Below are 24,173 nucleotides of genomic sequence, written 5' to 3'. Positions count from 1 at the left end.
AGCACATTGGCACTTACCGTTTACAAATCCTCAGCTGGTTCTGGAAAGACTTTTACGCTTGTTAAAGAGTACATAAAACTGCTCATACAACGGCCAGAAGACTTTAAACACACGTTGGCCATTACCTTTACCAACAAGGCTACTGAGGAAATGAAATCCAGGATTTTGGAGACCCTGGAGGCTATTGCCAATGGAACGGATGAAAGCTACTTGCCCCTATTGCTCGATCATTTTGATGGAAAGTTTGAGGCAGATGAAATTCAGCAACGTGCCAATGAAGCCTATGAACTGATCATTCACAACTATGGTAGGTTCGAGGTTTCTACCATCGATAGTTTCTTTTCCCGTGTGTTGAAATCCTTTGCTCGAGAGCTCGACTTACCACTGAGTTATGAGGTGGAAATGAATGTGGACTTGGCACTGGGCGAGGCCATTGATGAGCTTTTTCGCGATTTGGATGACAATGAGCAAATCCGCCAATGGTTAATCAGCTTTACCACTGAGCAAATTGAAAATGATAAATCGTGGAATGTAGACCAGCAAATTGAAAAGCTGGGAAAGAACCTTTTTCAGGAGGCTTTTCAGGCCGGCCTTGAGCAGGCCATTGAATTGCCCGACCTTAAAAAGCTGATTGATGAGCTTAAGAAGGACGTAAAAGTTTATGAAAATCAATTAAAAAGCTGGGGGAACGAAGCGCTAGATTTACTCTCGAAACATCAACTGGTGTTGGCAGATTTTAGCGGAGGAGCGAGCAGGAGTGTAGCCAATACCTTCCTTAAACTCACCAAAGGTGACTTTAAGCTTACAGATACCTTCTTAAAAACCGTAGCGGGAGACAAAAGCTGGTACACGCTGAAGTCGGATAAAAAAGATCAAATAGATGAAGCCCTAAGCAATGGCTTGTTACGCTTGTCTCAGAGTGTTATCGATTACATTGCCTCCAAATCGCTGGAATACAATACGGCAAGGGCCATTCTGAAAAACATTTATGCCTATGGCTTACTCGAAGCACTATATCGTAAGCTGAAGGATTACCGTGATGAGCACAACGTAATGCTTATTTCCGATACTAATATTATCCTTAGAGATATTCTGCAAGAGGCTGATGCGCCCTTTATGTTCGAAAAACTGGGCAGTTTCTACAAACACATCATGATCGATGAGTTTCAGGATACCTCCAATTTCCAGTGGGTCAACCTAAAGCCGTTGATCATAAATGCCCTCTCCGAAGGACATGAAGTGCTGATTGTGGGTGATGTAAAACAGTCGATTTACCGATTTAGAGGTGGAAATATGCGACTGTTGCTCTCTCAAATTAAAGAAGAACTCGGGCTATTTTATCCTAAAGAAGCTGACCAAAACTTGGGCGATAACTACCGCAGCTTAAAGGGAATAGTAGATTTTAACAATGCGCTGTTTGCACAATTGCCTGAAGCTCTTGGAGGCAACGATGCGCTGCGCGATACGGCCTTGTTTCAGCAGGCTTTTCTTAAGCATGAGCAAAATCCAAAGCGGGAAGCTGGCGGTTTGGTGAAAGCCACTTTTTACAAAGAAGATTGGCAAGAACAGGCTATAGAAGCACTGATTGCTAATATTAAGAGTAATCGAGACAAGGGATTCAGTTTAAGTGATATGCTGATTTTGGTGAACAGAAATAGCGAGATTTCAGGTATAGCCAATGCCATGTTAGCGGAAGGAGTCCCTTTCATCAATGGCGAGTCGCTTAAGTTGCAGCAAAGCGATGCGGTGGTTTTTCTACTCGAATTGCTTCATTATTTGCAGTCGGATAAAGACGAGGTGCTACAGCTTAATTTGCTGACCTTGTTTTTTCGATTGAACAATAAACCTCAAACAACGGCCATGCTTTATGGTAAGGGGCAGCGAATGACTTTGCAGGAAGCAGGGTTTCCAGAAGCATTTATTTCGCGCCAGCATGAACTCAAACAATTGCCGCTATTTGATCTGGTAAGTGAGCTTTTGCTCATGTTTGAATGGAAAGCCCAAGCCGATATTTACTTGCAGCAATTGCTTGATGTGGTATTGGAGCAGTCGCAGCGTGGTGTGCACTCCATTAGTGCATTTTTGGAGTGGTGGGCCAAAGAGGGTGACAACCAAACTGTGGCCACAAGTGAGCACACCAATGCGGTTCGAATTCTGTCTATTCACAAGTCTAAGGGGCTTGAGTCGCCTATAGTTTTTATTCCTTTTGCCCATTGGAATATACTGCCCAACGCTACACTACATCAATTCTGGACCAGTGAATTGCCAGAAAAATATGCGGCATTAAAGTACATTCCGCTTGATTTTAGTAAGAACACGCTGTTGGAATCTCACTTTAGTGAGGCTTATTACAAAGAGGCTGAGGAAAGTGCCTTGGATATTCTCAACAAGACCTACGTAGCGTTTACACGTCCGCGCGAAAAACTCTACCTATCTGCGCCTTTGCCCAAACGACCAAGTGCTAGCCGAATCAACGAGTTACTGCTTGGTATTTTGCCCGAAATCGGTTTTGATGTGGAGGAAATGGATGAGCAAACGGTTTTTGCCTTCGGACAAGACGAGCACAAAATTGGTAAATCTGAGGAGACAAAGGATAGCGAAACCTTGACTGTATATCCAGAGAATTCATACCTAAAGAAATTAAAAATCCGGAATGATTCTGACCGTTTCTTTATGCTTCAGGATACGGAAGAAGCGCAGAATATTACGTTGGGGAATCAAGTGCATGAGGTGCTCTCTGCTATTCGGGTAAAGGAAGATTTGGATTTGGTGCTAAGGCAGATGCAGCAAGCCGGAGAATTAAGGGCGAAAACGGCTGCTTTGGTAAAGGAGCGAATAGAAAAACTGTTTGAAGACCAGCAGATAGCTTCGTGGTTTTCCGATGACTATGAGGTTTATAATGAGCGAGAATTATGGTTTGAGGGTAAAGTGCATAAGCCCGATAGGTTGCTCACAAAGGGTAAGGAGGCGATCATCATCGACTACAAAAAAGAAAAGGAGAGCGATGCTCATCATACACAAGTAAAACGATACATGACAGCAATGCTGGCACTTGGCTACGATAAAATTTCGGGCTTTTTAATATATGTTGAACCAGTAGTTGTGAGGGAGGTAAGATGATAGGTTTTCACGAAAATATTGTATCGCAAATTGATGGGGAAAGCTTAGACCGACTAAAAGACGAATGCTTTGTGTTTCCGACCAAACGTGGTGGCGTTTTCTTTAAAAGGGCACTTTTGGCCAAGTATGGTGATAAGGACTTTATGCTGCCGTCAATCCTTAGTATTGAGGAGTTTGTGCAACGGATGACGGGCATGACCATTACTGATGAACTTACCTTGCTCTTTCATCTGTACACTATTTATAGACAAACGAACAACGAGCTTGAGTTCGATGATTTCTATGCTTGGGGTAAAATTATTCTGAAAGATTACGATGAAATAGATCGCTATATGGCCGATGCAGGTCAGATCTATTCTACCCTGCAAAACATAAAGGAAATAGATAATGTCTTTGGCTATAATGATGAATTTCGTGCCATTATTGAGCGTTTTAGAACGCTAACAGAGCGCCAAGAGAAGACCAAATTGCTTACTGAGTTTCTGAAAATATGGAATGAGGTAGGAGAGGTCTATAAACATTATCACGATGCCCTGTTAAGGGAGGAAAAGGCCTATGGCGGAATGCTCTATCGTAATTTGGCTACCATTCTGGAGCAGGATCATTTTGAGCATCCTTTTAAGTTTTATCACTTCTGTGGGTTTAATGCCCTATCCAAGGCTGAAGAGCTTATTTTTGATGCTTTGGTAAAGGCGCAAAAAGCACAATTGTATTGGGATGTTGACCAATACTATGTGGACAATAAGCGGGAAGAAGCCGGAGACTTTATGCGCGAATATCAAGTGAAATGGCCTAACTCAACTTGGTTTAATGCCGACTCGCTGAAACGACCGAAAACGGTAAGTTTACATGCTGTTCCACAAAACATGGCGCAAGCGCATTTGGCCGCTCAAAAAGCGCAAGAGCTGATTGAAAATGGTGCTAAGGCAGAAGAAACTGCCGTTGTTCTGGCCGATGAGAAGTTGCTGGTTCCTTTGCTCTATGCGCTACCGTTACAAGACCAAACGGTGAATGTAACCATGGGGTATCCCATGCGATCCACAGTAGTTTTCGATTTTGTGCTGTCCTACTTAGAGCTTATGCGTAAGGCAAAGGCAAATGGCAGTGATCTCGTATTTCATGTATATGATTTGAGGCCATTTATTTCGAATGCTTATGCTGCGGTTTTCCAAGAGGAGGTGTACAAAGAACTGAACGATTGGTTTGTCAGGGAAAAGCGTACTAAAGTTAGTCTTTCAGAGTTGAAAGAATTAATCAATTCGAATGCGCTTTATCAGTTGCTAGCAAGTAAGCTAGACTGGCCATCGATTTCTGCCGCTTTGAAACAATACCTTACAACGGTTTTCTATCAGTTTAAGGAACAAGATGCAGGGCAAACGGACAGGGAGTTTATTTACTTTTTCCTTAAATCTTTAAACCAACTGAACGACTATTTAGAAGGTAAGCAGGAGTTTTCGCTTCGCCTTATTAAGAAAATAGTTCAGGAGCATTTTAAGGCTGCAAAGGTACCTTTTGAGGGCGAACCTGTTCAAGGTTTGCAGATCATGGGCTTTTTGGAAACCAGAACTTTGGACTTTAAGCACCTCATTGTGGTTTCGGCCAATGATGGTAAACTGCCTACCCCGCGAAACCTTAATTCTTACATTCCATACAGTTTGAGAAGGCTGCAAGGTTTGCCAACTTTCGAAGAACAAGAGGCGATTTATGCTTACCACTTTAAGCGCCTACTTCAACAGGCCGAAGACATTCATTTTATATATGATAACACCACAAAGGGCGATTCTACAGGAGAAAAGAGTCGTTTCATTCTACAACAGTTGAGGCTTTACAATGACCTGCCAAACATTAAAGTAGAGCGCCATAGCTATGAGGGCAAATTTCCCAATTTGTCTACAGAAGAAGCGATTGAAGTAGAGAAGGGCGATGCCGTGAAAAACTTGCTCAGTCGCTTTACTGTTGGGGCGGAAGGTGAGAAGTTCCTTTCACCAACTTCGTTAACAAATTATATCACTTGTCCGCTAAAATTCTACCTGAAAAACGTGGCGAGTTTTAGAGAGCAAGACGATGTTGAAGAAGATATTGACGCGAGAAACTTAGGTATTGTGGTGCATGAAGTTTTAGAGTTTCTGTATAAGCCGTTCGTAGGAAAACAGGTTACTGCTGAACAAATAAAGCTGCTCAAGCCATTGGTAGAAAAGGAGCTGATTGAGTCGCTTAAACGAAATAAGATCGTTCAAGACATGCAACAGCTTTCAGGTCGCGATTTGGTTACCAAGCAGGTGATGGAGCAAATGATCCATAAAGTGCTGGGGCTAGATATGAAAGATGCTCCTTTTGAAGTAGTTGGGCTAGAGGCTGAAAACTACGAGAAAGTAGTGGAAGTAGCCGGCTTTGGTGCAGTAAGAATTAGCGGTACCATCGATAGAATGGACATGAAGGATGAGCAGCTGCGCATAACGGATTATAAAACCGGTAAGGTTGAATTTGTAACGCGTGGTAGACCAGCCAAAAGCGATGAAGAAATGCTTGAAGAGCACTTTGTCGACCCAAAATACAAGTCTGGTTTTCAAGGTTACTTGTATGCTGTTCTAGCCAAACCCCATTTTACAGCCCCTATTAAGGTAGGTATTACCAGCATGCGCAAGCTTTCGGAAGGCACGCAATGGCTAAAAGGGGGGCAGCCTTTGGCTGACCAGGAAATAGAGGCTTTTGATGTGCGACTTACAGAATTGGTTAAGGAAATCTACAATCCTGCTGTTCCATTCAAGCAAACGGAAGATATTGAAAGGTGTGGATACTGTGAGTTTGCCAAGATTTGCAAAAGGGTGAATTAGGTCTTGCGCTTTTTCTTTTTAGCGGCTGGGAATAGAATGTTGTTCAGAATGAGCCTATAGCCCGGGGAATTAGGGTATAGGTTCAAGTCAGTTGGCTCTTCGCCCACGCGGTGTTGGTAATCTTCTGGATCGTGGCCGCCATAAAAGGTCCAAAAGCCTTTGCCAAAAACACCATGGATGTATTTCGCCTCATTGGCTGCGGTGGTTTCACCCATTACTACCACATCGGGCTTTACTACCCTTGCTTTAAAAGCAGTTGTTTGCCCATAAAAGCCTTTGATCAAGTTGGTGTGGTTCTGAGTAAGCATTGTAGGCACGGGGTCCCACTTGGCCGAGAATTGAAACAGTTTAAAGAAGTCGTTGCCTTCATTGAGCGATCGCGATCTACGGGCATCGGTATTGTCTATATCAGAGAATTCATATTCCATTGGATCCTTTTTCAACTTAAAGTTTTCGAAGGCAAAGGTTTTGGCGAAATCGAATTGTGACTCGGCCGATGGGTCGGCAGGGTCACCATCGTACATGGCTTCAATAAAGTCTACACCATCGGCTGCAAGCGCAATGTCGTAAGTGTCGGTAGCTGAGCACATGGCGAATAGAAAGCCGCCACCAGCTACAAAATCTCTGATTTTGTGTGCTATCGCTAGCTTCAACTCAGAAACCTTCGCGAAGCCATGCTTTCTTGCCGATTCTTCATAATCTTTTTGTTGCTGTGCGTACCATGGGTAGTTTTTAAAGCTCTGGTAGAATTTTCCGTACTGCCCAGTAAAATCTTCGTGATGCAAATGGAGCCAATCGTAAGTTGGCAATTCATCGGCCATTAATTCATCATCATACACCACATCATATGGTATTTCGGCATAGGTAAGGGCAAGTGTTACGGCATCGTCCCAAGGCATTTTACTCTTAGGTGAATACACGGCAATCTTTGGTGCCTTTTCCAAGCGCATTACATCTTGGTTGGTACTTGGCGAGGCTAGCTGGTTTTCCAGTTCGGCAGCTTGCGCATCGGATATTACTTGGTATGAAACCCCACGAATAATTAGTTCGTTTTCTACTCCCGTGCGGCCAGGCAGTAAAAAACTTCCACCTTTATAATTTAACATCCATTGAATTGGTTCGTCTTTAGCTAAAACCCAGTAGGCAATGCCATATGCTTTCATATGGTTTGTTTGGGTTTCGTCCATCGGAACGAGTATTTTGGTGGCAAATGCCTGAAGCGCAAAAAGGGTTAAAAAGGCTGTAATTAGGTGCTTCCTCATAACGAACTGTAATATGAACCGTTTAAGTGTGGAATCGTTTAATTTACGGATAAGTTGACAAACTTTGACAGAAGGTCGATTACTTTTATAACGTGTCTAATTTCACATTGATCAATGAATTTACGAGAAAATATTAGCGAGGGAATCAAATCCGTTAGATCCAATATGCTAAGAACGGTGCTTACTGGGCTTATCATTGCCATTGGTATTGCATCGTTGGTAGGTATGCTTACGGCTGTAGATGGAATTAGAAGTGAAATTGATTCGAGCCTTTCGAATCTTGGAGCGAATAGTTTTAACGTGAACTCAAAACGTTCGGGTAGAAGAAATCAGGGAGGGGTAAGAGAAAAATCCTACGAACCAATTAGCTTCAATGAGGCACAACGATTCAAAGATCAATACGATTACCCATCAACCACCACTATTTTCACATATGTGTCTGGTGCGGCCGAAATCAAATATGAAAGTAAAACCACCAACCCTAATATTACCATTACTGGGGGAGACGAAAACTACTTTGCCATAAAAGGGGTGAATATTGAAAGTGGTAGATCATTTTCTTCACTTGAGATTCAATATGGAAACTACGTATGTATTCTAGGTACAGAAGTGGTAAAGGCTCTTTTTGAAGAGAACGAAGACCCAATTAATAAAAAGGTTAAATTCTATGGTAACAACTATAGAGTGATTGGTGTACTGGAAGAAAAAGGTGGATTTGGTGGAGATACTGAAGAAGACAGAAATATTATTGTTCCATTGATTAATGCTAAAAGATTAGATAGAAGAGGTTCGCAGCGCTATTATGTAACCACCATGATAGAGAACGCAGAAAATATTGACTATGCCATGGGAGAGGCTACAGGAACAATGCGCCAAATCCGTGGTGATAGGATAGGTGCCGAAGACTCTTTTGAGGTTGAAAGAAGTGATTCTGTAACAGAGGCTTTAGATAGCATGACTAGCGGGCTTCGCTTTGGAGGCTTTGGTATAGGTGCTGTAACCTTGCTTGGTGCTGCCATTGGTCTGATGAATATTATGATGGTAAGTGTTACCGAAAGGACAAGGGAGATTGGTATTAGAAAAGCGTTGGGAGCAACACCACAGCGTATAAAGCAACAGTTTTTGATTGAGGCCATTGTGATTTGCCAAATGGGCGGAATTGCCGGAGCTTTATTGGGTATTGGCATAGGCAACATACTCGGTAATATACTTGGGGGTACTTTTGTAATTCCTTGGGTTTGGATTACTGTTGGTTTGGTGATATGCGTAATTGTTGGGCTAATTTCGGGCTATATTCCGGCTAGTAAAGCATCAAAAATGGATCCGATTGAATCCTTAAGATTTGAATAAGCGGCACATAGTGCTGACGAAAAAGCCTCACATTAGTGAGGCTTTTTTTATATTCAAGAAACAATACGATTATGGATTTTACAGACCCTTCCCACAAGAAAATCATTGGTATCATTTACATTATATTTAGTGCTCTAGGCCTAATGATTGTAGGTTTTTATGACGTGCTGATGAGCTTTATTTTTGGTTTAGCCGAAGCCAACGACCCCGATTTTGCAGAGGTAAGCCCAATGTTCGACATTATTGGCGCCTTTGTTTGGGGTATCGCCATTCTATTCCTTTTACCAAGATTAATTATTGGCATCGGATTGGCTATGCAGCAAAAATGGGCAGATATTCCTGGTTTGGTTTTCGGAATTATCAGTTTGCTGAATTTCCCGTTGGGGACACTCCTGGGAGTTTACGCCATCGCAGTTTTTACCGCTAAAAAGAAAGAATAGTACTAAGCAGTTTACTGTGCAGGAACGTAAATCACCTTTTTGGTGTCAAAGAATTCACCTTCAAAAAAGTCACTCAGGTTATGGGTGGCTATTTTTTTGAGATTTGATTCTTGAAGCTCTTCTTGTAGGTCTCCGCCTTTCAAATAGAGGAGGCCATTTGGTAAAGAAGAATGCCTGTTTTGTGATTTGAAACTCCTTTTTATCCAAGGATAAAACTTGGCTAAACGAGTAACAGCACGGCTAACCACAAAATCATATTTATTTCTAAGCTGTTCCGCACGGATTTGCTCACCCTTCACATTTTCTAAACCTAGTGATTCGGCAACAGCATTCACCACACGAATTTTTTTGCCGATTGAATCCACCAAATGAAACTGACTATCGGGGTAGAGAATGGCCAACGGAATACCCGGAAACCCGCCACCAGTACCAACATCTAGAATGTCGCTACCAGGTAAGAACTGGCGTACTTTGGCAATGCCCAAAGAGTGCAAAACGTGGCGCTCTAATAGGTTGTCAATGTCTTTTCTTGAGACAACATTCACCTTGTCGTTCCATTCTCTGTAAAGTTCTGGAAGTGCCGCAAACTGCTCTTTCTGTTGTGCAGTAAGGTTTGGGAAATGTTGCTCAATCAAATTCATGCTGCGAAAATACGCGAGATTGCCGATTAATCATATCAATAGCAAGAATGATATGGTACGGAAAGCAGTTTCACAAGGCTTAGTGTATAAGCTTGTGGAGGCTAATGATTTAAACAAGTGAATATTGCAACTTATTGCTGTTAGATGTGTTCTTTTTTGTTCTTCACTAGGTCGTACATAAGCTCACGCGCACGGTGTAGCTGGGCTTTTACGGTACCAAGCGGTGCATCCAATTCTTTGGCGATTTCATCGTAGCTCAATTCATCAAAGTAACGAAGCTTAACTAAACGCTGATATTTCGCAGGAAGCTTGTCCACAAACATTCGTACTAGTTCAATCTTCTGGTCTTTAATAGCCTCTTCCTGAGGGTTCAGGTTTTTATCTGGCACATCAATGGTTACAGCATCACCATTATCATCTTTATAAGAGGTGTGCAAGCTCATGGTGTCCAATCGCTTTTTTCGAATAAAGTCAATGGTATTGTTAGTCGCAATACGGAACAACCAAGTACTAAAAGTAAAGTCCTTTTTGAATTTGTGCAGGTTTTTGAAAGCCTTGGCAAAGGCTTCAATGGTTAGATCTTCGGCATCATCAACATTTCTAACCATTTTCAAGATCATATGATACACAGGCTTCTTGTAACGCTTCATTAAATCAGCGTAAGCTTGTTCATCTTGACCCGAAACGGCTAAATCTATTAATCTAAAATCTTCTAATGCTTTTTGAGAAAACTGCTTTCCTGTTTCCATTCAATACCTTTTGGTGATAACGCCCTCAATCCAATCAGGAGATAATAACACGGATAACAAAAATCCAACGCAGGAAGTGCCCAGAATGGAACGCCTGCTTTGAGTTTTCGACCCAATTGGCTAAAGATAACATAAAATGATAAGCTCCGAATACCGAATATCACTAATGTGAAAATCCATATTTGTGAAAAACACAACAGAATAAACGTTGCCCATCCGACCACGTAACTAAACGAAAAAAATCCTAAAACCGTTTTATCTTTTTGACGATAGTACTTTCCAACGCCTAAGTGTCTTATTTTCTGTTTGAAAAATTCTGGACATGTTAATTTAGGCTCTGATATGGTCTGAGAATCGGGTGAAATTATCACACAGGTATTCTGCCTATTTGCTACTTTTTGTACCATCAGGTCATCATCTCCACCAGTTAAATCACTGATTTTATTTAAAAAGCCTATATCGTAAATAGTCTTATTGATGACAATGTTTCGGCCGACACCCATGTAAGGTTTATTGATCGCAGCAAAACCGAGATAGTTCAGTGCGGTAAAGAGTGTTTCGAACCGAATGAATTTATTCAGGAACCCCGGCTTTTCTGCATAAGGTGAAAAACCAATAACCACCTGCTTTTGCTCGCTTAGGCCAGCTGTAATTTCCGTAACCCATTTTTTACTCTTAGGTAAACAGTCGGCATCGGTAAACAATAGCGTATCATACTTAGCGGCTTCAACGGCTTTTTTTAATGCATATTTTTTACCATTCCAGTTAGCGGGCTTTTCGCAAATGGTAATCACTTTTAAGAAGTCATATAACGCTTCGGCCTTTGCCAAAACTTCTTTTGTGTTATCGAATGACCTGTCGTTTACTACAATGACTTCAAACTGAGGATGTTCTTGCTCGCTTAATTTTGCCAATAAGTTGGGTAGATTATGCGCTTCGTTTCTGGCAGCAATTATTACAGATACAGGCTGATACATGTCGCTTTTTGGCGTTTTTAACCTGAAAATAGACACGCTTAGGGTGAGCAAATACCCAAGCTGAACAACCATTAAAACCAGAAAGAAATAGAACAGCCAAAGACTCATATGGAAATGAATTGCTGCTAAAGAAATAAGAATTCGGCATTCCTACTATTTTTGCACCACTAAATAGCGGGAATGGATTTTAAGCTGACAGCAAACGACAAAGGAACAAAGGCAAGAGCAGGAGAGGTGACCACCGATCATGGTACTATTGAAACGCCTATTTTTATGCCTGTAGGTACAGCAGGAACGGTTAAGGCCGTGCATCAGCGTGAGCTTAAAGAAGATGTTAATGCGCAAATTATTTTGGGCAATACCTACCACCTCTATTTGAGACCAGGTCTCGATATTATCGAAAAAGCGGGTGGCCTCCATAAATTCAATGGTTGGGATAGGCCAATTTTGACAGATTCAGGAGGATATCAGGTGTATTCACTTTCCGGTACCAGAAAGATTAAGGAAGAGGGCGTAACCTTCAAATCTCACATTGACGGTTCAAAGCACGTTTTTACGCCAGAAAATGTAATGGATATTCAGCGTACCATTGGTGCCGATATCATTATGGCTTTTGACGAGTGCACGCCTTACCCTTGTGACTATGGTTATGCGCGCGAGTCTATGGAGATGACCCATCGTTGGTTAAAGCGCTGCTGCGATAGGTTTGATGCCACCGAGGGCAAGTACGGCTATAGTCAAACACTCTTCCCGATTGTGCAGGGAAGTACCTATAAAGATTTGAGAGTGAAGTCGGCCGAAACCATTGCTTCTTTTGAGCGAGAAGGAAATGCCATTGGTGGGCTGTCGGTTGGTGAACCAGCCGAAATGATGTACGAGCATACTGAAATAGTATGCGATATTTTACCGAAGGACAAACCTCGTTATTTGATGGGCGTGGGTACTCCGGAAAATATCTTAGAGTGCATTGCGCTTGGTGTGGATATGTTCGATTGTGTAATGCCGACCAGAAATGCCCGAAATGGCATGCTCTTTACTTCGGAAGGTATTCTGAACATGCGCAATGAAAAGTGGAAAGACGATTTCTCACCGATTGACCCGAATTTGGGTGGTTATGTAAGCTCTTTTTATAGCAAAGCATATTTGAGGCATTTAATAACCAGTAAAGAAATTTTGGGGGCACAAATTGCCAGTATTCATAACCTAAGTTTTTATTTGTGGTTGGTGAAAGAAGCTAGAAAGCATATTATTGACGGCACGTTTGTTGATTGGAAAAACGAAATGGTTAAAAAGGTAACCACACGACTTTAATGCGCATTCTAGACCGATACATACTGAAAAAATTCTTAACCACATTTCTTTTTGTGGTGATCATTCTGGTGTCAATTGTACTCATTATTACTTTCTCTGAAAGGAATGAGGACTTTATTAAAAATCAGGTGCCGGCCAAGCTGATCTTTCAGTACTTTCTATCCTACGCCCCCTACATAGCCAATCTTATTACACCAATTACGGTGTTTATTGCCACTGTTTTTGTTACCTCTAAGTTGGCTAGTCATACCGAGATTATTGCCATTTTAAGTGGCGGTGTGAGTTACCCCAGAATGCTCAGGCCCTTTCTTATTGGTTCGGTAATTATTGCCATTACCAGCTTTATCTTTACTGGGTGGATTATCCCCAACGCCAATAAATTCCGTGTGGCTTTTGAACAGCGATTTTTCGAAAAGGAATTCCGCTTTAATGAGAAGAATATTCACTTTAAAGTGAGCCCGACCACCTATGTGTTTTTGAGTAGTTACGATTCTAACAGAGAGCAGGGGTATCGCTTTACAATGGAGGAGATCAAAGATCAAAAGATCGATTGGAAGTTAACGGCTGGAGAAATTAAGTGGGATTCAACCCGTAATGGTTGGGGTCTGAAAAGATGGAGCTTACGTGAGTTTGATGGCTTAAAAGAGACCTATCGCTACGAAAATATTAATGATACGCTGCTGCAAATAAACATGAAGCCAGAGGACTTTGGCAACATGAACAGTTTTGAGCAGACGCTAACCATACCAGAGCTCGACAATTACATTGCCGACCTGAAAATGAAGGGAGCAGATAATATTCCGATTTACCAGATTGAAAAACTGGTGAGATATATGTCGCCATTTACGGCCATTATCCTAACTTTTATTGGTGTAATTCTGTCGTCTCGTAAGACAAGAGGAGGGGTTGGTTTTCAGATTGCTTTGGGCTTCTTCATAGCCTTTATTTACATCATTCTATTTATTGCGGCTAAGAGTAATGCCGAAACGGGTGGTTCCAATCCGATACTGGCCATTTGGACACCAAACATTATTTTCACAGTTGTAGGAGCGGCCCTTTACCGCCTCGTTCCCAAATAATGGAAGCTAGCCTTAAAGATTATTTTAAACTCCACTTTATCGTTTTTTTGTGGGGTTTTACAGCAATTCTCGGTAATGAAATCAGTATTTCCTCAGCAGATGTGGTGATGTACCGCACGGGCATTGCAGCCTTGGTGCTTTTTGTTTTTCTAAAGTGGAGGAAAAAGCCAATGCACTTTGAAAGAAAGGTGCTCTTTAAGCTAATTGGAACGGGAATATTGATTGCTGCCCATTGGTTTCTATTCTTTGAAGCAGCCAGGGTTTCTACCGTTTCGGTGTGCTTAGCAGGTGTGGCTACCGCTACATTTTGGACGAGCCTTATCGAACCGATTGTTAAAAAGCGAAGAGTTTCCGGTATAGAATTACTGCTTGGTTTGCTGGTCGTTTTTGGGCTTTATCTCATTTTTAGATTTGAGTTTAACCATGCACTAGGCTTGACACTCGCCATTGGAGCGGCAATCCTGTCGGCTACATTTTCAGTGATTAATTCTCAGCTAACGCATAAATACTCAGAGTATAGCATTACCTATTATGAAATGCTGGCTGCTGCAATTGGCATCGCCATATTCATTCCTTTTTATAAAGCCTTTATTGTGGGAAAAGCGGCCACTTACGACTTGCCAAACTTGAGAGATTGGGGATTGTTGGCTGTACTGTCTATTGTGTGTACGGTGTATGCGTTTTCAGTTTCTGTGGAGCTGATGAAGCGCATTTCTGCATTTTCTGTCAACCTTACTATTAACCTAGAGCCTGTTTACGGCATTATTATGGCGCTGATTATTTATGGCGAAGAAGAGCAAATGAGCAATGGTTTCTACTATGGGACTTTGGTCATTTTGGCTTCAGTGCTTTCTTATCCGGTATACAAAAGGTGGAAGCGCAGAAGAGCCGCGAAACTAAATGGCAATCCAGCTTAGTTCCCTTTATACCTTTTCCCTTCTTCCAAATAGCCGATTTCTCTTGGGTTTATCTGGAATTTGGTTTCGTAGGAAATACGTTTGCTACCTTCGTATTTGTAAACCATAAAATGCAAATGAGGCCCAGAGGCCCATCCGGTGCCTCCAGACAGCGCAATGTGTTGGCCTTTTTCAACTTCATCTCCAGGGTTTACGAGTGCTCCGTTTTGCTGTAAATGTAGGTAGTCGGCTAGCGTGCCATCATCGTGCAGTATGCGTATGTAGTTGCCATAGTCGTTGCAGCTGGGCGAGGGGCAACCCCTGTCTGAGTCTTCTTTAATGGCTACAACTTTGCCTCCTCGGGCAGCTAATATCTTTTCGCCACTGGGCATGGTAAAATCCAAAGCATTCTCACCCATATGGGTAGAGCGCCCATTATAGCCCTGCGTGAGTGGCCATGTTTTATCCACTTCAAACGGTAGTTGATAGACAAAGTCATCGTTGTGCACGGCATTTGCCTTGCCCAAATAGTAATTGTAATGGTATTTAAAGTTCCAAGATCGGCCCTCGGGAATTACCAAATCGATAAGCTTATTGGTGGCTGTTTTACCTTCTATAATGTAGTATTCAGGAGGTTCTTGCGCTGGTTTCAGTCCCTTTAGGTCGAGCGTAAGTGTAACCGAAACAGGCATAAACCCACTATTGTCAGCATAAATACTAATGGTTGTGTCGGTCTGCTCATAGTAGACTTTAAAAAAGTCTTCTTGGGCGGTTGCTTGTAAAATAGAGAGTAATAATAAGCTAAGCGAATAGAATAGCTTTGGCATAATTCTGATGGTTAAAGCAAGACTTTCTTAACGTATAAGTTATCGAAAAAGTCTGCTTTAAGTTGAGGTTCATGCTTAAAAATTCCGAACATGGTTGAGCCAGAACCACTCATGGCTGCATAGTTGGCGCCTAAGGTATAGAGCTGCGTTTTAATTTCGGCTAGCTTGGGCGTTTGCGAAAAAATGGAGGCTTCAAAATCGTTTATCAATTCGTTTTTCCAACGGTCAAAATCCATTGATTGGAGTAGCTCTTCCAAATTGGTTGCCGATGCCTTTGGGTTAACCCCAGCATATGCTGCTTGGGTTGAAATATGAATACCAGGATTTACCAAGACCAACCAATGGCCCTTTAAACTGAATTCAAATGGCGTTAATTCCGTGCCTGTTCCAGTGGCAAGGGCAGGCTTGTTTTCTATAAAGAATGGGCAATCGCTGCCTAATTGTGCCGCGTAGTCTTCTAAAATGCTAACATCGAGGAAAAGCTGAAAATACTCATTGAGTGCGGTAAGCATAAAGGCCGCATCGGCAGATCCACCGCCTAACCCTGCACCAATGGGGATTTGTTTTAAAAGATGGATGGAAACGTTTGGTAACTGGTAGTCCTTCTTGAGCAGTTGATAAGCCTTCAAAACCAGGTTTTGCTTTTCGTTGCCCGGAATATCAATGCCCGATGATGAGAAAGCTGTTTTCTTTGCTTCTATAAATTCTAATGCATCGGTAATGGGTACAGGGTAAAAGCAAGTGTTAATGGCATGGTAGCCATTGGGGAGTTTTTTGGTAATCTGCAGTCCCAGATTGATTTTTGCATTAGGGAATACCAGCATGGTAAGAAGGGAGTTTAGCCGTTTTAAACACCTCTTTTGTTATTCCTCTGAAAAGGGGAATCTCTTTTCATAAGGGGCATTCCTGATCGTAGTCGGGAATGACAAGCAATTGTTTAAAACGGCTATTAATTTATTACTTCGCTTTTTTCAAGTCTTCGATCAATGCATCGGTAATGCCAGAAGATGAGAAGCCACCATCGTGCATTAGGTTTTGCATTGTTACTTTTTTAGTAAAGTCAGAGAAGAACATTACGCAGTAGTTTGCGCAGTCTTCGGCAGTTGCGTTACCAAGCGGAGACATCTTGTCTGCGTAGTCGTAGAACACATCGAAACCACCAACACCAGTACCTGCGGTTGTCATTGTAGGCGACTGAGAAATAGTGTTTACACGTACGTTTTTCAATCTACCAAAACGCTCACCGTAGCTTCTCGCAATAGATTCTAACATGGCTTTTGCTTGCGCCATATCCGAGTAATCTGGGAACGAACGCTGTGCCGCAATGTAAGAAAGGCCAAGAATAGAACCCCATTCGTTCATGGCATCAAGCTTTTCTGCAGTTTGCATTACTTTGTGGAAAGACATAGCAGAAACGTCTAAACTTTTTACCATCCAATCGTAGTTCAGGTCACCGTAAGAACGGCCTTTACGTACGTTAGGGCTCATACCAATTGAGTGAAGGATAAAGTCGAGCTTTCCACCTAGCACTTCTTGCGACTTAGTGATCAGGTTTTCAAGATCTTCAACAGAAGTGGCATCGGCAGGAATTACTTCTGCTCCACATTCTTCAGCCAATTTGTTGATTTCGCCCATTCTTAATGCAATAGGGGCATTGGTTAGGGTAAAAGAAGCGCCTTCGGCATGTGCTACTTGCGCCACCTTCCAAGCGATAGAACGCTCGTCAAGTGCACCGAAAATGATTCCTCTTTTTCCTTTCAATAGGTTATGTGACATAAGGGTTATTCTTTTTTGTGCGGTAAAAATAGGGAAATGCATTGAATTTGAATGACCGCTTTTGAAAGTATCTGAAAATACGCTTTGCGAGACTTATAGCTCCGAATATTTAAAGTAACAGCCCAGCCGTATGCCGGGCTGAAACTTATACTTACTGAAGATAGTAATTTCCGGCTATCACCCATTGTTGGGTGGTATCAATGCCTATTAATTCTGAGTACTGCTCATTGCTGCGGCCTTTGGTAATAGCCACTTTTTCGTAACCACTTGGTACTGGCCTAAAAAGGAAGAATTTGTCGCCCTCTCGAATGATTTCTTCGTTGCCAATTTGTGCAACCGCTTCATTGTTAATAGTGATTTTGGCTTCAATGAAAGTGCCTACTTTCAGGTCTATTTCTTCATTGTCTAAATGCCCGTGTACACGCAGTTTGTTGCCTGTAATATCTGGGTTGATAAGGTAGACCTTGCCTGAAAATACTTGGCTGCTGCCTGGTACATTAAAGTGGATGGTTTGCCCCAGTTTTACTTTGTCAGCATTTTTGGCAAATACGTCAAGTTCTAAGTGCTTATGGTGCGTGTTTAGTACTTCTACCAATGGCTGATTTACGCTTACAAACTGTCCGTTGGTTATGTGCACTTTGCTCACTTTGCCGCTAAATGGTGCCTTTATGCTGATTTCTTTTTTTGGCCCGTTGTTCAAAACTTGCGCTTCGGAAATGCCTAAAAGAGCTAAATGCTCTTTAGCCGACTCGAAGGTGATTTTGGCCATGTCTAACTGGCGTTTTATCGCATTTACTTCTTTAGCTGAGGCGGCATTACTTTCCGCTAGCTTGGTTTTTCTTTCTAATTCACCTTGCTGAAAATCAATTTCGGTTTTCGATTCTAGTAAAGTTTGCTGTAGTGCAATAAGGTTTGGATGGCTCAGCTTGGCAATCACTTGTCCTTGCTTTACGGTTTGTCCTTGAATTACATTCACATAAGTTACGTTCGCCTCTAGGTAGCTATGAATAACCTTGCGCTCCATAGGCGGTACATCAATTGTACCTGTACTGTATATTTCTTCGCTTAGCGGCTTAACGGCCAACTTACCCACTTGCACGTAATTGGCAGCGGCATTAGCCGTTTCGCTTGGGTTTACCGTGTGTGTTTCGTTTGGTTCACCATTGCCACAAGCTGCAAATAGGGCTAGTGGAAGAGTGAAAAGAAGGTTTTTAATATTTTTCATCTTACTTATTGTTGCGTTAGAAAGTTGATCTGAAGTTGTGTGTTTATTAGTTGTTGCTGAATGCTCAACTGCTCGGCATAGTTTTCTATGTGCGAGTTGAGCAAGCTCGTCCACTCAAAAAGATTGATCTCGCCACTTTCAAGTAGTTCTACCAAAACTTGCCATTGACTAGCAAAAGCAGCTTCACTCGGAAGCACATCAAGACTAGCCTGTAAGTGTTTTTTATTGGCCTTTAAGGCTTTTAACTGTTGCTGGTATTCGGCCATAGTTTGCGTTTGCTCATTGCTTTGAATCTGTTTTTGAATCGTTGCATTTTGAGCGTTTCTCTTTTCTTGTGCCGAAAAGAGGGGGATTCCAATGCCAGCTCGAAAGCCATTCAACCCCCGGGTTCCAACAATTTGCTGGTTGAAGTAGCCTACACTGAACTCTGGTAAACGTTTCGATTTTTCTTGCCTTACTTTTAAGTCGAGCGCATTCAATTCAGCTTCATTTCTTTGATGAAAAACATTGGCTAAGCTGTCGTTGGCTTGCAGCAGAAAAGCATCTAAGTTGATGGCGGTAGGGCGCTCTAACTGTTCATTGCCAGTCCAAGTACTCAGGGTAGCCTTGCTTTCGTTTAGCTTTTTAGCCGCGCTCAAAGCTTCTTGTCGCAGTTTTATCAGTAGATTTTCAATGCTCAGTTTGTCTTTTGCAGCTATTTCTCCCAGCTCAAAAGCTTGTTGCAGCGAGTTGCTCACTTGGTTTAATTTTGGTAACCAAATGTTGTACTGACTTTGCTTTTGATAACTGAAGTACCAACTGAACCAACTTTCTTGTACCTGATAATCAAGCAGGTTCTTTTTTATTACTTGCTCCAGCCTCGCTTGGTCTGTATTCGCTTCCATTAGTTTTTTGGAAGCGCCTATTAAAAATAGGTTGCCAAGGTCTTGGTCAAGTTGCCACTGCCAGTCTTGGTAGTCATCATTTATCTGGCCAAAAGTGTAGTTAAACGATGTGTTGCCTAGTTTGAAAGTAGCCTTTTCGTTGTTCAGGCTTTGCTCAAGTGCTAGGTCCAAGTTTTTGTAAGCAGCATGGTTTACACTTGCCGAGTCTATTGCTTGTTGCAAGCTGAAAGTTTGAGCATTGGCTTGGCTAAAACCGGCAATAAATAGTACCAGAACGGTAGCCGCTTTAGCAAATACCTTTTTGTTGAACATAACATAGAGGTTAGGTAAAATGAAGAGCGTAAGCAGGGTAGAAGATACCAAGCCACCTATTACCACTGTTGCCAATGGTTTTTGCACTTCGGCACCTGCTGTGGTTGAAATGGCCATTGGTAGAAAGCCTAATGCAGCTACAGCGGCCGTCATAAGTACAGGCCTAAGGCGAGCGAGTGCTCCGGCTATTACAACAGCGTCTATGGTTTGTTTACCTTCATTTCGTAGCTCGTTGAAGTAGCTGATAAGCACAATGCCGTTGAGTACGGCCACGCCAAAGAGGGCAATAAAGCCGATACCAGCCGATATACTAAAAGGCATGCCACGTAACCACAATGCTACAATTCCACCAATGGCGGACATGGGTACGGCCGAGAAAATAAGCACCGCGTATTTCATGGAGCCAAAGGCGAAGTACAGCAACATAAAGATCATTAGCAGTGCAACAGGTACGGCAATGCTAAGGCGCTGCTGGGCGGCTTCCAAATTCTCGAACTGCCCTCCATAGGTAACATAATAACCTGCTGGCAACGGTAGTTGAGCGTTTAGTTTTTCTTCAATTTCTGCTACCAAACTGGCTATATCACGGTTACGCACATTCACACCAATGCTTATTCTGCGCTGGGCGTTTTCGCGTGTAATCTGCATTGGACCTTCTTCGGTTTGAAAGCTCACCAGTTCTTCCAAAGGAATTAGGTCGCCTTCAGCATTGTTTACAAAAAGCCGGTTGAGGTTGAGTGACTGCCTGTAGGAAGAGTCTAAACGAACGACTAAGTCGAACTTCTTTTCGTTTTCAAAGATCACACCGGCTGTTTCTCCGGCATAGGCTGTGCGAATTACCTGATTAACATCACTGATATTCACGTTGTGTTGTGCCAGCTTAGCACGAATTGGCCTAACCACATACTGAGTGAGTCCATCTGTTTGCTCCACCTTAACATCCGCAGCGCCTTGAATGCCTTCGACAAGTTGTGCCACTTGCTCGCCTAAACTGGCCAGTGTGTTTACATCTTCGCCAAAAATTTTAATGGCTACATCGGTTTTTGCACCGGTGGTTAACTCATTGAATCTAAGTTGTATGGGTTGGGTGAATTCAAAGGAAGCGCCCGGTATTCTTGCAAGTTTATCTTTCATCATTCCCACCAATTCCTCACGGTCTTGCGTTGTCGTCCAATCGGCTTTTTCTTTTAGAATGATCATAATGTCTGCATCTTCTATAGCCATCGGGTCGGTAGGTACCTCAGATGTTCCAATTTTCGAAACCACATGTTTTACCTCAGGAAAATTGTCTAGCAGAATTTGTTCGGCCTTGTTGGCTGTTTTGATACTTTGCTGAAGCGAGCTTCCTGGTGGAATGGTCATTTGCATGGCCAAATCACCTTCTTCGAGCGTAGGAATAAATTCGGCACCAAGACTGCCCAGTAGGGCAACAGACCCAATAAAGGCAGCAGCAACTAGGCTTAGCAATAATTTGGGCCACTGCAGCGACCTTGTGAGCAAGGGTTGGTAGGCACTTCTCATGCTGTCTACCATTTTATCGGAGAATGTTTTGTGCTCTTTTATATGCTTTTTAAGTATTAGGCTCGTGATCATCGGCACATAGGTAAGCGATAGAATGAGTGCACCGAGTAGGGCGAAGCTTACGGTAAGTGCCATTGGTTTGAACATCTTGCCCTCAACCCCAGTAAGGGTGATTACTGGAAGGAAAACCACTAGAATAATCAGTACACCAAACGCGGCTGATTGATATATTTTTGAAGACGATTGAGTGATGATATCGTCCATGTCACGCTGTGTGAGTTTTTTGCCTAAGTAGGCGGTATACAGTACGTGTAGCGCGTTTTCTACTATAATTACCGCTCCATCTACCACAATACCGAAGTCTATTGCCCCGAGCGACATTAAATTGGCAGACACTCCAAACAGGTTCATTAGAATAAAGGCAAAGAGCATGGCCAATGGGATTACTGAAGCCACAATAAGGCCTGCCCGCCAGTTGCCTAGCAGTAAGAGCAAAACAAAAATGACGATAAGCCCACCCTCAATAAGGTTTTTGCTAACTGTATTAATGGCACGGCCTACAAGGTCGGACCTGTCTAGGTACGGAACAATCTTAACGCCTTCTGGCAAAGACTGCTGAACACGTTCTACGCGCTCGTGGACATTAGCAATGGCATCTGATGAGTTTGCACCTTTGAGCATCAGTGCAATTCCACCAACGGCTTCTCCCTTACCATCATGGGTTAGGGCTCCATAGCGTTTTGGGCTTCCCCATTGCACGTTGGCTACATCGCGCACCATTACTGGCGACTCGCCCTGATGCTTCACTATGATTTTCTCAATATCTTCTAGCGAGTTGATTCGACCTTCAGACCTAATATAATAAGCGTTAGTACTTTTCTCTATGTAGCTACTGCCGCTATTTTGGTTGTTGTTTTCTAGGGCTTCGAAAATATCGGCTAGCGTAAGGTCGAAGCTTCTTAGTACTAACGGATCGACTGCTACTTCATATTGCTTTAGATAGCCGCCAAAGCTGCTTATTTCAATAATTCCTGAGATTCCGGCCATCTGGCGCTTCACTATCCAATCTTGAATAGTGCGCAGTTCCATGGCTGAGTACTGAGACTCATAGCCTGGTTCAACCTCTAATGTATATTGGTAAATTTCTCCCAAACCAGTAGTGATTGGCATTAACTCTGGGCTGCCAAGTCCATCAGGAATTTCTTCTGTTGCTAGCTTTAGTTGCTCCTGTACAAACTGCCGTGCATCGAGCTGGGGCATACCTTCGTCAAAAACAATGGTAATTACAGAAAGGCCATAGCGCGAAATTGAGCGAATTTCTTCGACCCGAGGAATATTGGCTACACTAACCTCAATAGGGAAGGTAATAAGCTGCTCTACTTCTTGTGGAGCAAGTGTTGGCGATGTAGTAACCACCTGAACTTGGTTATTAGTGATGTCGGGTACGGCATCAATCGGTAGCTGACTAAGCGAGTACAAACCACCCGCAATAATGGCTACCACAAATAGGGTTATAATAAATTTCTGTCGTACAGAAAACTGTATGATTTTCTCAAACATAATAGGGTTTTGATTAAAGAATTAATCTTTGGAAATGTGCCTTAGTGGCAATTAATGCAAACTATTATGCGATGTGGGGAGGCCCTCTCAGTGGAGCCAACAGAAGGTAGACCTCTTCTGTGTAGGTAATCTGATAACTGTCCTTAGGAGCAGGATTAAGTTCTTCGGTAGGCGTTAAATCTGGAACGGCTGCCACTGGGGCTAAAGGAGGCAGAATGTGTAAATCGCCTGCTTCGTTCTGAAAATGTTCTAGATGTTCTTGCCCCAAGTCGGGGTGGAAGACCAGCTGTAGAAAGCCCATTAAGCCATTGTCTTCTTGATTTTGGCTAATAGTAACGTTCTGAGTGCCGTAAGGATTGGTATGTGTGTGCGGGGTTATGCTGTGTAGGATTACCAGCATAGCCGCAGTACATATCAAGGCTACTCCAAAACGTTTCATATCGACAAATTTAATTGCCCTATGTAAAAAATAAATACCGCTTAAATATTTTAAAACAGTCTAAATAGGTAAGGGGCGTTTACTTTTGAAAGACTGAAAGGAGGGGACAAGATGTTATTTTTCCGACCTGTGGTAAACCAGCAGGTCGGATGAGAAATCTATACTTTATAATTGAAAGCCCTTTAGCTTAATTTGGGTGAGCTTACGCTTGGTGTCTAGCGGGAAATCACCTTGCATCATCCAGTCGTAATAGCCGCGCTCACGGTTCAGTACTTCGGCTACAGGCTTGCCTTTGTGTTTTCCAAAATTGAAAACTTCTTCACCCTTGTCGTTCAGTACAATTCTTCCGGCCAAGTCCACCATGTTGCTGGCTACCAAATTGTGAATGGCTGCCATATCGTTCTCAATTTTGCCCAATTTACGACCTGAGGCATCGGTTACCTCTTCGCCATTATAGCGTTCAATTTGTGCTTTGAAAACTTCGTAAGTGGCATCGTTGTCGGCTTCGGCACCGTGGGCACCTTCCAGCTTTTTGCCACAGTAAAACTTGTATGCAGCTGTAAGTGTACGCTGTTCCATTAAGAAGAAGATCTTCTGCGCATCGATAAGTTTACGCTGGCTTACTTCAAAGTCTACACCTGCTCTCAAAAACTCCTCAACGAGCAACGGCACATCAAAGCGCACAATGTTGAAGCCACCTAAGTCACAACCTTCTAAAAACTTAGCTAAATTTTTGGCCAACTCCTTAAAGGTTGGTTTATCGGCCACATCCTCATCGCGAATACCGTGGATCATTGCAGACTCTTCCGGAATTGGAACGGTAGGATTCACCAAGTGGATTTTCTTTTCGGTTTCTCCATTAGGCTTCACTTTTAACATGGCCAATTCCACAATGCGGTCCTGTGCTACGTTAATTCCTGTTGTTTCAAGGTCGAAAAATACTAATGGGTTTTTGAGGTTGAGTTGCATG

At 42.6% G+C, this 24,173-nt stretch carries 18 protein-coding genes; 7 read left to right on the top strand and 11 right to left on the bottom strand.

Going from position 1 to position 24,173, the window contains the following annotated elements; translation table 11 throughout:
* The first annotated feature begins 6 nt into the window (after nt 1-6).
* Nucleotides 7-3,120: a UvrD-helicase domain-containing protein gene (locus BMW98_RS15320; protein ID WP_090259517.1), complete on the top strand. Its 3,114-nt coding sequence runs from the start codon at nt 7-9 to the stop codon at nt 3,118-3,120.
* A complete protein-coding gene (locus tag BMW98_RS15315) occupies nt 3,117-5,954 on the top strand; it encodes a PD-(D/E)XK nuclease family protein (protein WP_090259516.1) in 2,838 nt (945 codons plus the stop codon). Before BMW98_RS15320 ends, BMW98_RS15315 begins: the two co-directional genes overlap by 4 nt.
* On the opposite strand, the gene BMW98_RS15310 is transcribed toward BMW98_RS15315, so the two are convergent.
* A complete protein-coding gene (locus tag BMW98_RS15310; RefSeq protein ID WP_090259515.1) occupies nt 5,951-7,216 on the bottom strand; it encodes an asparagine synthetase B in 1,266 nt (421 codons plus the stop codon). The two genes, BMW98_RS15315 and BMW98_RS15310, sit on opposite strands and share 4 nt — an antisense overlap.
* Before the next feature lie 114 nt (nt 7,217-7,330).
* Here BMW98_RS15310 and BMW98_RS15305 point away from each other — a divergent pair, with 114 nt between their 5' ends.
* Nucleotides 7,331-8,566: an ABC transporter permease gene (locus BMW98_RS15305; protein ID WP_090259514.1), complete on the top strand. Its 1,236-nt coding sequence runs from the start codon at nt 7,331-7,333 to the stop codon at nt 8,564-8,566.
* Nucleotides 8,567-8,637: 71 nt separating this feature from the next.
* Nucleotides 8,638-9,006: a hypothetical protein gene (locus tag BMW98_RS15300; protein WP_090259513.1), complete on the top strand. Its 369-nt coding sequence runs from the start codon at nt 8,638-8,640 to the stop codon at nt 9,004-9,006.
* 11 nt (nt 9,007-9,017) lie between these two features.
* On the opposite strand, the gene rsmG is transcribed toward BMW98_RS15300, so the two are convergent.
* The 3 genes from rsmG to BMW98_RS15285 form a co-directional block, all read right to left on the bottom strand.
* Complete coding sequence (gene rsmG, locus BMW98_RS15295; protein ID WP_090259512.1) at nt 9,018-9,647, bottom strand: 16S rRNA (guanine(527)-N(7))-methyltransferase RsmG; 630 nt, start codon at nt 9,645-9,647, stop codon at nt 9,018-9,020.
* Between the two features lie 140 nt (nt 9,648-9,787).
* Entirely contained in the window at nt 9,788-10,396 is a 609-nt protein-coding gene (locus tag BMW98_RS15290; protein WP_090259511.1) for an RNA polymerase sigma factor, read from the bottom strand.
* On the bottom strand, nt 10,360-11,481 hold the full coding sequence (locus tag BMW98_RS15285) for a glycosyltransferase (protein ID WP_090259510.1): 1,122 nt from the start codon (nt 11,479-11,481) through the stop codon (nt 10,360-10,362). Before BMW98_RS15285 ends, BMW98_RS15290 begins: the two co-directional genes overlap by 37 nt.
* A 72-nt stretch (nt 11,482-11,553) precedes the next feature.
* Between BMW98_RS15285 and tgt the strand changes: the two genes are divergently transcribed.
* From tgt to BMW98_RS15270, 3 genes are read left to right on the top strand one after another with little or no spacing between them, the layout of a single operon-like run.
* Nucleotides 11,554-12,684, top strand: coding sequence for a tRNA guanosine(34) transglycosylase Tgt (tgt, locus tag BMW98_RS15280; RefSeq protein WP_090259509.1), 1,131 nt, complete (start codon nt 11,554-11,556; stop codon nt 12,682-12,684).
* Nucleotides 12,684-13,763, top strand: a complete 1,080-nt coding sequence (locus BMW98_RS15275) for an LptF/LptG family permease (protein ID WP_090259508.1) — start codon at nt 12,684-12,686, stop codon at nt 13,761-13,763. The genes tgt and BMW98_RS15275 overlap by 1 nt, the downstream gene beginning before the upstream one ends.
* Nucleotides 13,763-14,680, top strand: coding sequence for a DMT family transporter (locus BMW98_RS15270; protein WP_090259507.1), 918 nt, complete (start codon nt 13,763-13,765; stop codon nt 14,678-14,680). The genes BMW98_RS15275 and BMW98_RS15270 overlap by 1 nt, the downstream gene beginning before the upstream one ends.
* Here BMW98_RS15270 and BMW98_RS15265 read toward each other — a convergent pair.
* The 7 genes from BMW98_RS15265 to BMW98_RS15235 form a co-directional block, all read right to left on the bottom strand.
* Complete coding sequence (locus BMW98_RS15265) at nt 14,677-15,486, bottom strand: M23 family metallopeptidase (protein WP_090259506.1); 810 nt, start codon at nt 15,484-15,486, stop codon at nt 14,677-14,679. The genes BMW98_RS15270 and BMW98_RS15265 overlap by 4 nt on opposite strands.
* A gap of 11 nt (nt 15,487-15,497) precedes the next feature.
* Nucleotides 15,498-16,310: a 4-(cytidine 5'-diphospho)-2-C-methyl-D-erythritol kinase gene (gene ispE / locus BMW98_RS15260; RefSeq protein ID WP_090259505.1), complete on the bottom strand. Its 813-nt coding sequence runs from the start codon at nt 16,308-16,310 to the stop codon at nt 15,498-15,500.
* Between the two features lie 133 nt (nt 16,311-16,443).
* Nucleotides 16,444-17,262 (bottom strand): enoyl-ACP reductase FabI, encoded by an 819-nt coding sequence (locus tag BMW98_RS15255; RefSeq protein ID WP_090260148.1) that lies wholly within the window; start codon nt 17,260-17,262, stop codon nt 16,444-16,446.
* Between the two features lie 151 nt (nt 17,263-17,413).
* The gene (locus tag BMW98_RS15250) at nt 17,414-18,487 is read right to left on the bottom strand and encodes an efflux RND transporter periplasmic adaptor subunit (RefSeq protein ID WP_090259504.1); all 1,074 of its coding nucleotides are present in this window, start codon (nt 18,485-18,487) and stop codon (nt 17,414-17,416) included.
* Between the two features lie 5 nt (nt 18,488-18,492).
* On the bottom strand, nt 18,493-22,764 hold the full coding sequence (locus tag BMW98_RS15245; RefSeq protein ID WP_090259503.1) for a CusA/CzcA family heavy metal efflux RND transporter: 4,272 nt from the start codon (nt 22,762-22,764) through the stop codon (nt 18,493-18,495).
* A 64-nt stretch (nt 22,765-22,828) separates the two neighbouring features.
* The gene (locus BMW98_RS15240) at nt 22,829-23,203 is read right to left on the bottom strand and encodes a hypothetical protein (RefSeq protein WP_090259502.1); all 375 of its coding nucleotides are present in this window, start codon (nt 23,201-23,203) and stop codon (nt 22,829-22,831) included.
* Nucleotides 23,204-23,368: 165 nt separating this feature from the next.
* Nucleotides 23,369-24,172 carry a 3'-5' exonuclease gene (locus BMW98_RS15235; protein WP_090259501.1) on the bottom strand — a complete coding sequence of 268 codons (804 nt, stop codon included), beginning with the start codon at nt 24,170-24,172 and terminating at the stop codon, nt 23,369-23,371.
* Nucleotide 24,173: the final 1 nt, after the last annotated feature.

Source organism: Roseivirga pacifica (assembly GCF_900111145.1).
GTDB classification, from domain to species: domain Bacteria; phylum Bacteroidota; class Bacteroidia; order Cytophagales; family Cyclobacteriaceae; genus Roseivirga; species Roseivirga pacifica.
This window is presented reverse-complemented; position numbering and strand designations above follow the sequence as displayed.

Bases quoted from the DNA above. Each gene is read 5' to 3' on its own strand.
- BMW98_RS15305 (WP_090259514.1), top strand. From the start codon at position 7,331: ATGAATTTACGAGAAAATATTAGCGAGGGAATCAAATCCGTTAGATCC.
- BMW98_RS15300 (WP_090259513.1), top strand. From the start codon at position 8,638: ATGGATTTTACAGACCCTTCCCACAAGAAAATCATTGGTATCATTTAC.
- BMW98_RS15245 (WP_090259503.1), bottom strand. From the start codon at position 22,764: ATGTTTGAGAAAATCATACAGTTTTCTGTACGACAGAAATTTATTATA.
- rsmG (WP_090259512.1), bottom strand. From the start codon at position 9,647: ATGAATTTGATTGAGCAACATTTCCCAAACCTTACTGCACAACAGAAA.
- BMW98_RS15255 (WP_090260148.1), bottom strand. From the start codon at position 17,262: ATGTCACATAACCTATTGAAAGGAAAAAGAGGAATCATTTTCGGTGCA.
- BMW98_RS15265 (WP_090259506.1), bottom strand. From the start codon at position 15,486: ATGCCAAAGCTATTCTATTCGCTTAGCTTATTATTACTCTCTATTTTA.
- BMW98_RS15310 (WP_090259515.1), bottom strand. From the start codon at position 7,216: ATGAGGAAGCACCTAATTACAGCCTTTTTAACCCTTTTTGCGCTTCAG.
- BMW98_RS15250 (WP_090259504.1), bottom strand. From the start codon at position 18,487: ATGAAAAATATTAAAAACCTTCTTTTCACTCTTCCACTAGCCCTATTT.
- BMW98_RS15290 (WP_090259511.1), bottom strand. From the start codon at position 10,396: ATGGAAACAGGAAAGCAGTTTTCTCAAAAAGCATTAGAAGATTTTAGA.
- BMW98_RS15235 (WP_090259501.1), bottom strand. From the start codon at position 24,172: ATGCAACTCAACCTCAAAAACCCATTAGTATTTTTCGACCTTGAAACA.
- BMW98_RS15315 (WP_090259516.1), top strand. From the start codon at position 3,117: ATGATAGGTTTTCACGAAAATATTGTATCGCAAATTGATGGGGAAAGC.
- BMW98_RS15270 (WP_090259507.1), top strand. From the start codon at position 13,763: ATGGAAGCTAGCCTTAAAGATTATTTTAAACTCCACTTTATCGTTTTT.
- BMW98_RS15240 (WP_090259502.1), bottom strand. From the start codon at position 23,203: ATGAAACGTTTTGGAGTAGCCTTGATATGTACTGCGGCTATGCTGGTA.
- tgt (WP_090259509.1), top strand. From the start codon at position 11,554: ATGGATTTTAAGCTGACAGCAAACGACAAAGGAACAAAGGCAAGAGCA.
- BMW98_RS15275 (WP_090259508.1), top strand. From the start codon at position 12,684: ATGCGCATTCTAGACCGATACATACTGAAAAAATTCTTAACCACATTT.
- ispE (WP_090259505.1), bottom strand. From the start codon at position 16,310: ATGCTGGTATTCCCTAATGCAAAAATCAATCTGGGACTGCAGATTACC.
- BMW98_RS15285 (WP_090259510.1), bottom strand. From the start codon at position 11,481: ATGAGTCTTTGGCTGTTCTATTTCTTTCTGGTTTTAATGGTTGTTCAG.